8 protein-coding genes are annotated in these 14,937 nt (G+C 64.6%); 5 read left to right on the top strand and 3 right to left on the bottom strand.

Annotated features, from left to right (window positions below):
- Positions 1-147 precede the first annotated feature (147 nt).
- The 4 genes from smc to def all read left to right on the top strand — a co-directional run bounded on the left by smc (position 148) and on the right by def (position 7,915).
- Positions 148-3,666 (top strand): chromosome segregation protein SMC, encoded by a 3,519-nt coding sequence (smc, locus tag OH764_RS05840; RefSeq protein ID WP_498848765.1) that lies wholly within the window; start codon positions 148-150, stop codon positions 3,664-3,666.
- A gap of 116 nt (positions 3,667-3,782) precedes the next feature.
- On the top strand, positions 3,783-5,135 hold the full coding sequence (locus tag OH764_RS05845; protein WP_498848349.1) for a cell division protein ZipA C-terminal FtsZ-binding domain-containing protein: 1,353 nt from the start codon (positions 3,783-3,785) through the stop codon (positions 5,133-5,135).
- 183 nt (positions 5,136-5,318) lie between these two features.
- Positions 5,319-7,385, top strand: coding sequence for an NAD-dependent DNA ligase LigA (ligA, locus tag OH764_RS05850; RefSeq protein ID WP_498848350.1), 2,067 nt, complete (start codon positions 5,319-5,321; stop codon positions 7,383-7,385).
- Positions 7,382-7,915, top strand: a complete 534-nt coding sequence (def, locus tag OH764_RS05855) for a peptide deformylase (protein ID WP_020065624.1) — start codon at positions 7,382-7,384, stop codon at positions 7,913-7,915. The genes ligA and def overlap by 4 nt, the downstream gene beginning before the upstream one ends.
- Positions 7,916-8,059: 144 nt before the next feature.
- Here def and OH764_RS05860 read toward each other — a convergent pair whose 3' ends face one another.
- The 3 genes from OH764_RS05860 to map form a co-directional block, all read right to left on the bottom strand.
- Positions 8,060-10,126 (bottom strand): pseudouridine synthase, encoded by a 2,067-nt coding sequence (locus OH764_RS05860; RefSeq protein WP_498848351.1) that lies wholly within the window; start codon positions 10,124-10,126, stop codon positions 8,060-8,062.
- Positions 10,127-10,249: 123 nt separating this feature from the next.
- Positions 10,250-12,829 carry a bifunctional uridylyltransferase/uridylyl-removing protein GlnD gene (locus tag OH764_RS05865; protein WP_498848352.1) on the bottom strand — a complete coding sequence of 860 codons (2,580 nt, stop codon included), beginning with the start codon at positions 12,827-12,829 and terminating at the stop codon, positions 10,250-10,252.
- 30 nt (positions 12,830-12,859) lie between these two features.
- Entirely contained in the window at positions 12,860-13,669 is an 810-nt protein-coding gene (gene map, locus OH764_RS05870; RefSeq protein WP_498848353.1) for a methionyl aminopeptidase, read from the bottom strand.
- Between the two features lie 468 nt (positions 13,670-14,137).
- On the opposite strand from map, the gene rpsB reads away from it, so the two are divergent.
- Positions 14,138-14,890 carry a 30S ribosomal protein S2 gene (gene rpsB, locus OH764_RS05875; RefSeq protein ID WP_006048672.1) on the top strand — a complete coding sequence of 251 codons (753 nt, stop codon included), beginning with the start codon at positions 14,138-14,140 and terminating at the stop codon, positions 14,888-14,890.
- Positions 14,891-14,937: the final 47 nt, after the last annotated feature.

The raw sequence follows: 14,937 nt of genomic DNA on the forward strand, positions 1-14,937 counted from the left end.
TAGCCGGCGCATGCGCGGTGCGCGTGCAGCCGGCGCCCATGTCTCGAGGGCTGGCAAGGAGCGCGGGCCGCATCGCTGCAGCGGCACACGGCTCATGCGGCCTTCGTGAGCCACCTATTTTTCTCCCTTTCAAACAGCGAAATCGCCGTGCGTCTGACCTCGATCAAACTCGCTGGATTCAAGTCATTCGTCGATCCCACGCATTTCCAGGTTCCGGGCCAGCTAGTCGGCGTGGTCGGACCCAATGGATGCGGTAAGTCCAACATCATCGACGCCGTGCGCTGGGTGCTCGGCGAATCGCGCGCCTCGGAGCTGCGCGGCGAGTCGATGCAGGACGTGATCTTCAACGGCTCGACTGCGCGCAAACCGGGCAGCCGCGCCAGCGTCGAACTCGTGTTCGACAACGCCGACGGGCGTGCCGCCGGGCAGTGGGGCCAGTATGCCGAGATCGCCGTGAAGCGCGTGCTGACGCGCGACGGCACGTCGAGCTACTACATCAACAACCTGCCGGCGCGTCGCCGCGACATTCAGGACATCTTCCTCGGCACCGGTCTCGGCCCGCGCGCCTACGCGATCATCGGGCAGGGCATGATTGCGCGCCTGATCGAAGCGAAGCCCGAAGAACTGCGCGTCTTTCTCGAAGAAGCCGCGGGTGTCTCCAAGTACAAGGAACGCCGCCGCGAGACGGAGAACCGCCTGCACGACACGCGTGAGAATCTGACGCGGGTCGAGGACATCGTCCGTGAGCTGGGCACGAACCTCGAGAAGCTCGAAGCGCAAGCGGTGGTCGCCACGCGCTACAAAGAACTGCAAACCGACGGCGAAGAGAAGCAACGCCTGTTGTGGCTGCTGCGCAAGAACGAGGCGGGCAGCGAGCAGGAACGTCAGCAGCGCGCCATCGAACAGGCGCAAATCGACCTCGAAGCGCAAACCGCCAGACTGCGCGAAGTTGAAGCGCAACTCGAAACGCTGCGCGTCGCGCATTACTCGGCGAGCGACGCGATGCAGGGCGCACAAGGCGCGCTGTACGAAGCGAACGCCGAAGTCAGCCGGCTCGAAGCCGAAATCAAGTTCATCGTCGAATCGCGCAACCGCGTGCAGGCGCAAATCGCTGCGCTGACCGCGCAGCGTGAACAGTGGCAATCGCAGGCCGAAAAAGCGCAGGGCGATCTCGAAGACGCCGAGGAGCAACTCGCCGTCGCCGAAGAAAAGACCGCGCTCGCTGAAGAAGAAGCCGCCGCGAAGCACGACGCCATGCCCGCGCTCGAAGCGCGCTGGCGCGATGCGCAAGCCGAGCTGAATGCGGAGCGCGGCGGCATTGCGCAGACCGAACAGGCGCTCAAGCTCGAAGCCGCGCATCAGCGCAATGCCGATCAGCAATTGCAGCAGTTGCAGCAGCGTCACGAGCGCCTGAAGGCGGAAGCCGGCGGCCTCGACGCACCCGACGAAGCACAGCTCGAAGAGTTGCGCATGCAACTCGCGGAACACGAAGAGATTCTGCACGACGCGCAGACGCGGCTTGCCGATGCGCAGGAAACCTTGCCGCGTCTGGACGCCGAACGCCGTGCCGCGCAGGAGCGCGTGCAGGCGGAAAGCGCGCAGATTCATCAGCTCGACGCACGCCTTGCCGCGCTCAAACAGTTGCAGGAAAACGTCCAGACCGAAGGCAAGATTCAGCCGTGGCTCGAAAAGCACGAGCTTGGTGGCCTGCCGCGACTCTGGAAGAAGCTGCACGTCGAGTCCGGTTGGGAAGCCGCGCTCGAAGCCGTGCTGCGCGAGCGGCTCGCCGCGCTCGAAGTATCGAATCTCGACTGGGTCAAGGCGTTCGCTACCGACGCGCCGCCCGCCAAGCTCGCGTTCTACGCACCGCCCGTCGCCGGTCAGCCGGCCGCGGCTTCGCCCGCGCTTCGGCCGCTGCTGTCGCTCGTTCGTATCGACGACGCGGGCATCCGCGCGGTGTTGAACGACTGGCTCGGCCTTGCGTTCGTCGCCGACGATCTGCAGCAGGCGCTCAGCATGCGCTCGCAATTGCCCGAAGGCGGTTCGTTCGTCGTAAAGGCGGGGCACGTGGTGACGCGCGTCGGCGTGCAACTGTATGCGGCCGATTCGGAACAGGCCGGCATGCTGGCCCGTCAGCAGGAAATCGAAAATCTCGCGCGTCAGGTGCGCGCACAAGCCCTGCTCGCCGACGAAGCGAAGGCCGCCGCGATCCGCGCCGAAGCCGCGCACACGCAAGCGGCGCAGGCGCTGACCGACGTGCGTCAGCAGGCCGAGCGGGCAACCCAGCGCGTGCACGCGTTGCAACTCGACGTGCTCAAGCTCACGCAGGCGCACGAGCGTTACACGCAGCGCAGCACGCAGATTCGTGAAGAGCTCGAAGAGATCAACGCACAGATCGAAGAGCAGCGCGCGATGCGTGCGGAATCCGAAGCGAACTTCGAGCGTTACGACGGCGAACTCGCCGAATTGCAGGCGCGATTCGAAGATCACCAACTGGCTTTCGAGGCGCTCGACGAAGCGCTTACCGCTGCACGCGGCGAGGCACGCGACCTCGACCGCGCCGCGACCGACGCGCGCTTCGCCGCGCGCAACATGGCGAACCGCATCGACGAATTGAAGCGCAGCATTCAGGTCGCGCACGAGCAGAGCGAGCGCGTCGCGGCGTCGCTCGAAGATGCACGCGCCGAACTCGAAACCATCAACGAGCAGACCGCTCACACGGGCTTGCAGGACGCGCTCGACATTCGCGCGGTCAAGGAAGAGGCGTTGCACGCTGCGCGTCTCGAACTGGACGACCTGACTGCGAAGCTGCGCGCCGCGGACGAAACGCGTCTCACCGCCGAGCGCGCGCTGCAACCGCTGCGCGACCGCATCAACGAATTGCAACTGAAGGAACAGGCCGCGCGGCTGAACGGCAAGCAGTTCATCGAGCAACTGGCAGCAGCGGGCGTCGACGAGGCGGAGCTGCAGGCCAAGCTCACGCCGGACATGAAGCCGTCGTATCTGCAGGGCGAAGTCACGCGCATCAATAATGCGATCACCGCGCTCGGTCCAGTCAACATGGCCGCGCTCGACGAACTCAAGGCGGCCACAGAGCGCAAGTCGTTCCTCGACTCGCAATCGGCCGATTTGACGAGCGCGATCGAGACGCTCGAAGACGCAATCCGCAAGATCGACGCGGAAACGCGCACGCTATTGCAAGGCACGTTCGACGAAGTGAACCGTCATTTCGGCGAACTGTTCCCGCGTCTCTTCGGCGGCGGCCAGGCGAAGCTGATCATGACCGGCGACGAGATTCTCGACGCCGGCGTACAGGTGATGGCGCAGCCTCCGGGCAAGAAAAATTCGACGATCCACCTGCTGTCGGGCGGCGAAAAAGCGCTGACCGCAACCGCGCTCGTGTTCGCGATGTTCCAGTTGAATCCGGCGCCGTTCTGTCTGCTCGACGAAGTGGACGCGCCGCTAGACGACGCGAACACCGAACGTTTCGCCAATCTGGTACGCGCGATGTCGGACAAAACCCAGTTCCTTTTCATCTCGCACAACAAGATCGCGATGGAAATGGCGCAGCAACTGATCGGCGTGACGATGCAGGAGCAGGGCGTGTCGCGCATCGTTGCCGTCGACATGGAAACGGCTGCGGGTTTCGCCCAGAATATCGTTTAAGTTTTCGTTTGAATCAAGGAAGCGCGGGCGCCCGCGTTCAGCGCTGCGGCACTCGCCGCGCGATACGTGGGGCGGGCGTCAGGACGCGCAGATAAAGAATTGCTGATGGAGCATGCATGGACGAGTTGACACTCGGTTTGATCGGCGCGGGTGCCGTGGTGGTCGGGGGCGTGGTGGTGTACAACGCGTGGCAGGGCGCCAAGGTGCGCCGCAAGATGCCGCGGCCCATGCCCGCGGACGCCGCGGAGAATTTCGCGCGCGACGACCATCAGGAACAGAGCCCGTTCATTGAACCGGCTCGGCCCACCACGCGCCGCGAGCCGGTAGTGGGCGCAGAGACATCCGCCGACACGGCGTCGGCCCGCGTCGAACCGACTTTTGGCGTGCCGGTAGGCGCCGCGCCGCTTGATACGCCAGCCGACATTCAGGCAGAGACGACCACACCGAACGGCTATCTGTCAGACGGCGATGATGCCGAGGCTGCGGGGGGCACTAATAGCGGCACTAGTAGCGGCACTAAGGGGAGCCTCGGTGCCGACGCCGGCAAGGACGCGGCGGCGGCTGGTCAACAACCCGCGAGCAACACGTCGCGCGAAGCCGACGAACAGATCGAGCCGATTCTGCCGGCTGCCACGACGATTTCGTCCGCGCCGCCGGCTATCGTCGATCGCCGCATCGACTGCATCGTGCCGATTCGTCTGAACGGACCGGTTGCGGGCGACAAGGTCATTCCGCTCGCGCAGCGTCTGCGCCGCGCCGGCAGCAAGCCGGTACATATCGAAGGCAAACTCGAGGGCGGCGCGTGGGAGTTGCTGCAGAACGGCGCGCGTTATGAAGAGTTGCGCGCGGCCGCGCAGCTGGCCAATCGCAGCGGTGCGTTGAACGAACTTGAGTTCTCCGAGTTCGTGACGGGCGTACAGCAGTTTGCCGACGCAATCGACGCCTCGCCGGAATTTCCCGACATGCTCGAAACAGTCGCGATGGCCCGTGAACTCGACGGTTTCGCCGCGCAGTGCGACGCGCAGTTGTCGATCAACGTGCTCTCCGACGGCGCGCCCTGGTCGGCCAACTACGTGCAAGCCGTGGCCTCGCAAGACGGCTTGCTGCTTTCGCGCGACGGCACGCGCTTCGTCAAGCTGGACGCGCGCCAGAGCCCGGTGTTCATGCTGCAATTCGGCGACACGAACTTTCTGCGCGACGACCTTACGTACAAGGGCGGTCAGATGATCACGCTGGTGCTCGACGTGCCGGTGGCCGACGAAGACATCTTGCCGTTCCGTCTGATGTGCGACTACGCGAAGTCGCTGGCCGAGCGCATCGGCGGGCGGGTGGTGGACGACGGCCGTCGCCCGTTGCCGGAGACCGCGCTGCTCGCGATCGAAAAGCAGTTGATGACGCTTTACGCGAAGCTCGAACAGGCTGGCATTCCGGCAGGATCGCCCGCTACTCGGCGTCTGTTCAGCCAGTAACCCGCCGCGTTTCAAACGCCTCGAACGGCCGCGCAATGCGCGGCCGTTGTCGTTTTGAAGCGTAACGCCGCCGACTTTCGCATACTCGCGCTCAGGTCTGCAAGCTGGCCATTCGGCCGATGTAAAGGGGCACGCTTCCTGCGATAATCCAGTGTCCAATTTCACTGAAGAAGCGCCTACAGCATGGCTCGAACTCCCGCCTCAGATCCAGCAACCAGCGCTCCGGCCGAGCGGGCCGCGTGGCTGCGCGCGGAACTCGAACGCGCCAATTACGCGTACTACGTGCTCGACCAGCCCGACTTGCCGGACGCGGAATACGACAAGCTGTTCAAGGAGCTGGAGAGCATCGAGGCGCAGCATCCCGATCTGATCGTCCCTGATTCGCCCACGCAGCGCGTCGGTGGCGAGGCGGCAAGCGGGTTCGAGCCGGTCGTCCACGACCAGCCCATGCTGTCACTGAACAACGGTTTCGCAGACGAAGACATCCTCGCGTTCGACAAGCGCGTCGGCGACGCCCTCGGCAACAATGCGAAGGAACCGCCGGTGCCGGTCGACTACGCGGCCGAGTTGAAGTTCGACGGCCTCGCGATCTCGCTGCGCTATGTCGACGGCGTGTTCGTGCAGGCCGCCACGCGCGGCGACGGCACGACTGGCGAGAACGTCACGGAGAACGTCCGCACGATCCGCTCGATTCCGCTCAAGCTGAAGGGGAAGCGCGTGCCGCACATACTCGACGTGCGCGGCGAAGTGCTGATGTTCAAACGCGACTTCGAGCGTCTGAACGAACGTCAGCGCGCCGCGGGTCACAAGGAGTTTGCCAATCCGCGCAACGCTGCGGCGGGCAGCTTGCGTCAGCTCGATTCGAAAATCACCGCGCAAAGGCCGTTGTCGTTCTTTGCGTATGGCATCGGCGTGCTCGAAGGCGTCGAGATGCCGGCCACGCATAGCGAACTGCTCGACTGGTACAAGGAACTCGGCTTGCCCGTCAATGCGGAGCGCGCGGTCGTGAAGGGCGCCGAAGGTCTGCTTGCGTTTTTCCACGCGGTCGGCGAGAAGCGCGACAAGCTGCCGTACGACATCGACGGCGTCGTGTACAAGGTCAACCGGCGCGACGAGCAGGACGCGCTCGGCTTCGTGTCGCGTGCGCCCCGTTTCGCTCTCGCGCACAAGTTCCCGGCGCAGGAAGCGTTGACGAAACTCGTCGCGATCGACGTGCAAGTGGGGCGCACCGGCGCGATCACGCCGGTGGCGCGTCTCGAGCCCGTGTTCGTCGGCGGTGCGACGGTCACGAACGCCACGCTGCATAACGAAGACGAAGTGCGTCGCAAAGACATTCGTATCGGCGACACGGTGATCGTGCGGCGCGCGGGCGATGTCATTCCGGAAGTGGTGAGCGCGCTCATCGACCGCCGCCCGGCTGACGCGCACGAATTTGTGATGCCTACGCATTGTCCGGTGTGCGGCTCGAACATTGAGCGGCTGCCCGACGAGGCGATTGCGCGTTGCACCGGCGGCCTGTTCTGTCCGGCCCAGCGCAAGCAGGCGCTATGGCACTTCGCGCAGCGGCGCGCGTTGGACATCGACGGGCTGGGCGAGAAGATCATCGACCAACTGGTAGAACAGAACCTGGTGCGAACGCCCGCTGATCTGTTCAACCTCGGCTTCTCGACGCTCGCCGAGCTCGACCGTTTCGCCGACAAGTCCGCGCAGAACCTGCTCGACTCGCTCGAGAAGGCCAAGCACACTACGCTTGCCCGTTTTATTTACGCGCTTGGCATCCGCCACGTCGGCGAATCCACGGCGAAAGATCTGGCGAAGTACTTCGGATCGCTTGATCCGATCATGGAGGCCTCGGTGGAAGCATTGCTGGAGGTCAACGACGTCGGGCCCGTCGTCGCCGAATCCATTCACCAGTTTTTCGCCGAAGAGCATAACCGCACGGTGATCGAACAGCTGCGCGCGCCGGGCAAGGTCACGTGGCCTGAAGGGCCGCCCGCGCCGAAGGCGCCGCAGGGCGTGCTGGCCGGCAAGACCGTTGTGTTGACGGGCACCTTGCCGAGCCTCGCTCGCGAGGAGGCGAAAGAAATGCTCGAAGCGGCCGGCGCGAAAGTGGCCGGCTCGGTGTCCAAGAAAACAGACTATGTGGTGGCGGGGGCCGAAGCAGGCAGCAAGTTAGCGAAGGCCGAGGAACTCGGCATTCCCGTACTCGACGAAGATGGTATGCGTAAGCTCCTGGAGGGGCAGTTATGATCCGCGAAATTCTCAAGATGGGCGATCCGCGCCTGCTGCGCATTGCCGATCCGGTCGATCACTTCGACACGCCGCAATTGCATGAGCTCGTGAAAGACATGTTCGAGACCATGCACCATGCGAACGGAGCGGGGCTCGCCGCACCGCAAATCGGCGTCAATCTGCAGGTGGTGATCTTCGGGTTCGGCAGCAACGAACGGTATCCGGATGCACCGCCGGTGCCGGAAACGGTGCTGATCAATCCGACCATCACGCCGGTTTCGCTGGATATGGAAGAGGGCTGGGAGGGTTGCCTGTCTGTTCCGGGCCTGCGCGGCGCGGTCAGCCGCTTTTCGATGATCAAGTATCACGGCTTCGATCAGTACGGCACGCCGATCGACCGCGTCGCCGAAGGTTTTCATGCGCGCGTCGTACAGCACGAATGCGATCACCTGATCGGCAAGCTGTATCCAATGCGGATTACCGACTTCGCCAAGTTTGGCTTTACAGAAGTGCTGTTTCCGGACATGGATCCGAACAGCGACGATTGAGGCGACCGTTGGCGGGTGCCGCACGGTGACAATAAAAAACCCACGCAATTGCGTGGGTTTTTTATTGGGCTGCTGCGGCGCTCGATATGCTTCGAGAGCACATGAAGCGGTCGATCTCGCAGCCTCAGAGCTTGCCGGATGGCGTCAGAACGATTCGTCCGGTGCAAGGTAGCGCCACTGGCCAGGCGGTAGCGCGCCAAGCATCACACGGCCCATCCGCACGCGTTTCAGGCCAATCACCTCGAGGCCGACCAGTTCGCACATCCGGCGAATCTGGCGCTTCTTTCCTTCGCGCAGCACGAAGCGCAACTGCTCGCCGTTTTGCCAGTTGACCTGCGCCGGCTTGAGCGGGACGTCGTCGAGCGAGAGACCGTGGCACAACAGCGCGAGGCTTTCCGGCGGGAAGTGACTTTCGACGTCGACCGTGTGCTCGCCGTAGGCGACGCGCACCAGATATTCCTTGTCGATGTCGGAATGGCCGCCGATCAGCTGCTTGGCGATGCGGCCGTCCTGCGTCAACACCAGCAAGCCTGTCGAATCGATGTCCAGACGCCCGGCGGGCGCGAGCTGCCGCAGATGCGCGACGGAGAAGCGGATGTCCGAGCGATCGCCTTCCCAGCGATTCTCCGGCGTGACGAGCGTGATGGCCGGCTGGTAGCCGTCTTCCGCCTGGCCCGACACGTAGCCGACAGTCTTATGGATCAGCACGGTGACCTGGCTTGCTTGCGCGGCCTCGGCAGCGGGATCGATCTCGATCCGCTGATCGGGGCGAATTTTCGTGCCTAACGTGTCGATCCGCTCGCCGTCGACGAGCACCCAGCCTTTCTCGATCCATTCGTCGGCTTCGCGGCGCGAGCACAGGCCCAGTTCAGACATGAGCTTGGACAGGCGCAGGGTGCCGGGTGCGTCCTCGATATCGCGACGCGGCGTGCGCGGGGCAGCCTCAGCGTGCGGGCGATGTTCGGCCGGGGCGGCGCCGCGCGACTTGCTGGCTCGCGCGGGGCGGTCGTCGGTGAAACGGCGTTCGGCCGCCGGTGCCTTGTCGAAGCTGCGTGCCGGGCGTTCCGCACGGTCGGTGCGCGGCGCGCCGCGGTCACCAAATTCGCGGCGAGCCGGTGCGCGTTCGCCTCGTTCGCCTCGTGCGTCGCCAGGTGCGCGGGCCGGACGATCGGCGCGGTCGCCATAGCCGCTCTTGACGGGCTTTGCAAAGCTTCGCTCGCCGCGCTCGCCCTCTGCGCGTCGCGGCGCGCTGTCGCTGCGCGGTCCGCGCTCGCCGCCGCGGCGGTCTTGCGAGGCGCCGCGGTCTGCGCTGAAGCGGGGACGGTCGGAAGCATCGCGTTCACCGCGCGTCGGGCGATCGCCACGCTGGCCGCCTTCCGCCGGACGGCCCGCTCCCGTCCGCACGCCGCTGGTCGGACGGCGTTCGCCGCCGAAGCTGCGCGAGGCGCCGCGGTCTGCATTTCCTTCGAAACGGCGGGGCGCGCGGTCGGTGCTGCTCGTGCGATCTTCGAAACGGCGTGGGGCGCGTTCGCCGCGTTCGGCACTTGGGCCACGGGGTGACCGCTCGCTGTTACCAGCACGGTCTTCGAAGCGGCGGGGCGCGCGGTCGGTGCTGCCTGAGCGACCTTCGAAACGGCGCGGTGCGCGTTCGCCGCGTTCAGCACTTGGGCCACGCGGCGACCGTTCGCTGTTACCAGCACGGTCTTCGAAGCGGCGGGGCGCGCGGTCAGTGCTGCCCGAGCGATCTTCGAATCGGCGCGGGCCGCGTTCGCCGCGTTCGGCGCCAGGTCCGCGCGGCGACCGCTCGCTGCTACCCGAACGGTCTTCAAAGCGGCGGGGTGCACGGTCAGTGCTGCCGGTCCGATCCTCAAACCGACGCGGTGCGCGTTCACCACCAGCCCCACGAGGCGCCCGCTCGTCGCCAGCCGCGCTATTTTCAAACCGGCGCGGCGCGCGCTCAGCACCCTCACGCCGCGGACCACGCTCGCCGCTCCCTTCGAAACGCCGCGCCGGTGCGCCCGCACTCTCGCTACGTGGCGGCCGGTCAGACGTCGCACGCCGTGCGCCGCCGGCTCCGCCCGCTTCGCGTTCGCGCGAGAACGAACCTTCCGCGCGGGGAGCACGCGGTCCGCGCGCGCCTGCGCCAGCCGGACGCTTGCCACCGGACGACGTGCCCGCGCCTTCGCCTCGCGGGCCGCTCGGGTCCGCCATCGACGATTTCGGTCCTGCTGGCCGTGTCGGCTTACGTGCCGACGTGCTGCCGCTACGGACAGGGGCGCGTTCGGTCGAAGCCGGCCGCGGGTGCTTGGCTGTTAATTTGTCTCGCATGAAATCTCACACTGCGATCGCGCGCAGCAGTTCCGTCTCGACCTGAATTTGCAGGCGGTTGTCGGACAGACCGTGTCCGTCCAGCAGAAACACGTCCTCGACGCGTTCGCCGAGCGTGTTGATCCGCGCCGACGCGACGCCGACCCGGTGTTCGGCCAGCACGCGCGCGATCGAATAAAGAAGGCCTGGCCGGTCGTTCGCCGACACGGACAGGATGTAGTACTGGCCGCGCTCGTCGGCCCGAAGATCGACGCGCGGTGTAACAGGGAAGGTTCGCGAAAGCCGCGACAAGCGGCCTTTCGACGGCCCGGGGAGCCAGGTGCCGTCGCCGGTTAAGCGCGCGGTCAGTTCCTGCTCGACGAGATTGGCAATGTCGCGATAATGCACGTCTTCTTCGGTATGCGCGACCAGGAAATTATCCAGCGCATAGCCGTGACGCGTGGTGCTGACCCGTGCATCGAGCACCGACAGGCCGTTGCGGTCGAAATACGCACAAATGCCGGCGAACAGATCCGGCTGGTCCTTCACATACACGAGCACCTGAAGCGCTTCGCCGATCGGCGAAGGGCGGGCGCGAACGATTGGTGTGGGCGTCTCGACGTAGCGGTAGAGCACGCGCGTTTGCCATGCGATGTCCGCCGCGTCGTGGCGTAGAAAGTAGCCGACGTCGAGCTTGTCCCACAGCGCTTTCTGCGCGCCTTCAGGCACCGTCTCGAGGCGCAGGAGTGCGAGCGCCTCTTCCTGACGCGACTCCAGTTCCGAATGCGCGTCCGGACGCGCGCCGCCGAGCACTGCGAGCGTCGCGCGGTACAGGTCTTCCAGCAGTTTGCCCTTCCACGTGTTCCAGACTTTTGGACTGGTCCCGCGGATGTCGGCCACGGTCAGCAGATACAGCGCGGTCAAACGGCGTTCGTTGCCGACCAGTTCGGCGAAACGCTTGATGACCTCCGGGTCGCTCGTGTCCTGCTTCTGCGCGACCTGGCTCATGGTCAGGTGCTGCTGCACGAGCCAGACCACCAGGTCGCCATCTTCGCCCTCGATGCCGTGATTGCGGCAGAAGCGCCGCGCGTCGGCCATGCCGAGCGTGGAGTGGTCGCCGCCGCGGCCCTTGGCGATATCGTGAAACAGCGCCGCGACGTACAGCACCCATGGCCGGTCGAAGCCCACGATCAACTGGCTGCAGAACGGATACTCATGCGCGTGTTCCGCGACCGCGAAGCGCCGCAGATTGCGCAGCACCATCAGAATGTGCTGGTCGACCGTGTAGACGTGATACAGATCGTGCTGCATTTGTCCGACGATGCGCCGGAAGTTGAGCAGATAGCGCCCGAGCACGCTCGTCTGATTCATCAGGCGCAACGCGTGCGTGATGCCGGCCGGCTGCTTCAGGATGTCCATGAAGAGGCGCCGGTTTTCCGGATCACGCCGCCAGTGCTGGTCCATCACCTCGCGCGCGTTGTAGATGGCGCGCAGCGTGCGCGCCGACAGGCCTTTGACACCTGGCGTCTGTTCGTACAGCAGGAACGCTTCGAGAATCGCGTTCGGCTCGCGCTGAAACACATCGTCGCTCGCAATTTCGAGCATGCCCTGTTTTTCGACGAAGCGGTCCGACAGCACCCGCGTAATGCCGCTCGTGGTCGGAAAAAGCTGCGCCTCGATGTTCTGGATCAGGATGGTGGCAAGCTGCGTGACCGCCTTGGCGGCCCAATAATAGCGGCGCATCAGCTGTTCGCTTGCGCGCTTGGTGGCGGTGGGCTTGTAGCCGAAACTTTCCGCCACCGGCGTTTGCAGATCGAACACCAGAATGTCCTGACGACGGCCGGCGGTGACGTGCAACCGGGCGCGCAGCGACTTCAGGAAGCCTTCGTTGCGCCGCAGTTCCTGCCCTTCGCGCTCCGTGATCAGACCGCGCGCTTCGAGTTCGCGCCAGCTGCTGCCAAAACCGGCTGCCTGGGTGATCCATAGAATCAGCTGCAGATCCCGCAGCCCGCCCGGGCTTTCCTTGATGTTCGGCTCGAGCGCGTAAGGCGTGTCCTGAAACTTGGCGTGGCGCTGGCGCATTTCCAGTACTTTGGCCTGGAAAAACGCTTTCGGGTCGAGCGCCTCGCGATAACGTTTCGCGAAGTCGTCGAACAGCGCCGCGCTGCCCGTAATGCGCCGCGCTTCCAGCAGCGACGTGCGCACGGTCACGTCGTTGGCGGCTTCTTCGAGACACTGCGAAACGCTGCGCACGCTGCTGCCGAGTTCCAGTCCCAGATCCCATGCCAAGCTGATGAAACGCTCGATACGCGCTTCCAGATGCTCGAGCGGCGCATCGGGTAGCAGCACCAGAATGTCGATGTCGGAGTGCGGCGCCAGTTCGCCACGGCCATAACCGCCCACTGCGAGCAACGCAAGGTCCGAGGGCAGTTCGCAGGTGTTCCAGGCGGCGCGCAGCGAGTCGTCGGTGGTGCGCGAAAGCGCCGCCATCAACGCTTCCACGTTGGTGGCGGTCTTGAAGCGTTCCAGCAACTGGGCTTTGGCCACTTTGTAGTCCGCCTTGAGCGACTTGGCATGGGACGGGGCGACGGCTGGAACACTACTCATGGGCGGCTGAAGGTCGGGGAGCGAAATCGGTCAGGCCGTGGCGGCGACTACCGGCGGGCGCGCGGGCGTGCCAGCGGAAACGGTCAGTACGTCGTGGCCGGTTTCCGTCACGAGCACCGTGTGCTCCCATTGCGCCGAGAGGCTGCGGTCTTTAGTCTTGACCGTCCACTGATCAGGCATGGTGCGGATGTCGCGGCGGCCGGCGTTGATCATTGGCTCGATCGTGAAAATCATGCCCGCTTGCAGTTCGAGCCCTGTGCCGGGACGGCCATAGTGCAGAATCTGCGGATCTTCATGGAACACCGTGCCGATGCCGTGGCCGCAATACTCGCGTACCACGCTGTAGCCCTGCGCCTCGGCGTGCTTCTGGATCGCGTAGCCAATGTCACCCAGATGCGCACCCGGGCGCACCTGGTCGATGCCGAGCCACATGCACTCGAAGGTGGTCTGAACGAGCCGTTTGGCAAGAATCGAACCCTCGCCAACGATGAACATCCGGCTCGTGTCGCCAAAATAGCCGTTCTTGATTACCGTGATGTCGATGTTCAGCGCGTCGCCATTCTTGAGCGTCTTATCGCCGGGAATGCCGTGGCAAATCACGTCGTTGACAGAAATGCAGGTGGCCTTGGGGTAGGGCGGATAGCCGGGCGGCTGATAGTTCAGCGGCGCGGGGACCGTGCCCTGTTCCTTCAGCATGTATTCGTGGCACAGGCGGTCGAGTTCGCCGGTCGTGACGCCGGCGGTGACGAACGGCGTGATGTAATCGAGCACTTCGCTCGCCAGTTTGCAGGCGACGCGCATTTGCGCGATATCGTGTTCGTTTTTTAGCGTGATAGCCATGAGTCGGGCCTGAAATGCGATTTATTCCGGGATTATCGCACCATATTCCCGGTGCCGCAGCGTTTTGGCGGTCGCCGGACGGCTTTTGCGCCGGGACCGGTGCCCCGTCATTCATGGCCTTGCGATGGGGCGCGAAGCGGCGGGAAGCGTCCGGGTGCAACCGGCGGCAGCGAAGACGGGCAACCGGGCAGGTTGAGTCGGCCGATAGTCGCATGCTATAATCTTTGGCTAAGTCGGTCCTTCTCTTGCCGCCGCTGGTCACCCGTCAGGGCAGTCAGCAGTGTCAACCGATGTGATCGATGCTTCCCGTGGCGCTGGCTGCCCGAGCCACGGGAAAAGCTGTACCGGGCAGCAGACTCGCAAGCCGGCGCACCCAGGGTGTCCGCGGCGCGAAGCCAGGCAAGACTTGACCTGGCAGCGCGGCGGATACGGCAGCCGGCTTAAGACCCAACCCTCGCGGAGATTTTCATGGCAGTTACCATGCGTCAAATGCTGGAAGCCGGTGTCCACTTCGGTCACCAAACGCGCTTCTGGAACCCGAAGATGGCCCCCTTCATTTTCGGTCATCGCAACAAGATTCACATCATCAACCTCGAAAAGACGCTGCCGATGTACAACGACGCGCTGAAGTACGCGCGTCAACTGGCAGCGAACCGCGGCACGATCCTGTTCGTCGGCACGAAGCGTCAATCGCGCGACACGATCGCTCAGGAAGCGCAGCGCGCGGGTATGCCGTACGTCAACGCACGCTGGCTCGGCGGCATGCTGACCAACTTCAAGACGTTGAAGGTTTCGATCAAGCGCCTGAAGGACATGGAAGCAGCGCTGGAAGCAGGTGAAACGGAACGCATGAGCAAGAAGGAAGCGCTCCTGTTCGAACGCGAAATGGCCAAGCTGCAAAAGTCGATTGGCGGCGTGAAGGACATGGGCGGCATTCCGGACGCGATTTTCGTGGTCGACGTCGGTTACCACAAGATTGCTGTTACCGAAGCTAACAAGCTCGGCGTGCCGGTCATCGCAGTGGTCGATACGAACCACTCGCCGGAAGGGATCGACTACGTGATCCCGGGTAACGACGACGCCAGCAAGGCCGTCGCTCTGTACGCGGCTGGCGTGGCGGACGCGATCCTCGAAGGCCGCGCCAATGCGGTCAACGAAGTGGTGCAGGCTGCACGCGGCGACGACGGCGACGAGTTCGTCGAGGTCAACGCGGAAGCGTAAAGCTGCCCTGTGTCCGGCAAAAAAGGGGGCTTTCTACAGGCCCCCTT

Origin of the sequence: Burkholderia sp. M6-3, assembly GCF_050858985.1 — a bacterium.
GTDB classification, from domain to species: domain Bacteria; phylum Pseudomonadota; class Gammaproteobacteria; order Burkholderiales; family Burkholderiaceae; genus Paraburkholderia; species Paraburkholderia caledonica.

Bases quoted from the DNA above. Each gene is read 5' to 3' on its own strand.
- OH764_RS05845 (WP_498848349.1), top strand. From the start codon at position 3,783: ATGGACGAGTTGACACTCGGTTTGATCGGCGCGGGTGCCGTGGTGGTC.
- OH764_RS05860 (WP_498848351.1), bottom strand. From the start codon at position 10,126: ATGGCGGACCCGAGCGGCCCGCGAGGCGAAGGCGCGGGCACGTCGTCC.
- def (WP_020065624.1), top strand. From the start codon at position 7,382: ATGATCCGCGAAATTCTCAAGATGGGCGATCCGCGCCTGCTGCGCATT.
- ligA (WP_498848350.1), top strand. From the start codon at position 5,319: ATGGCTCGAACTCCCGCCTCAGATCCAGCAACCAGCGCTCCGGCCGAG.
- OH764_RS05865 (WP_498848352.1), bottom strand. From the start codon at position 12,829: ATGAGTAGTGTTCCAGCCGTCGCCCCGTCCCATGCCAAGTCGCTCAAG.
- map (WP_498848353.1), bottom strand. From the start codon at position 13,669: ATGGCTATCACGCTAAAAAACGAACACGATATCGCGCAAATGCGCGTC.
- rpsB (WP_006048672.1), top strand. From the start codon at position 14,138: ATGGCAGTTACCATGCGTCAAATGCTGGAAGCCGGTGTCCACTTCGGT.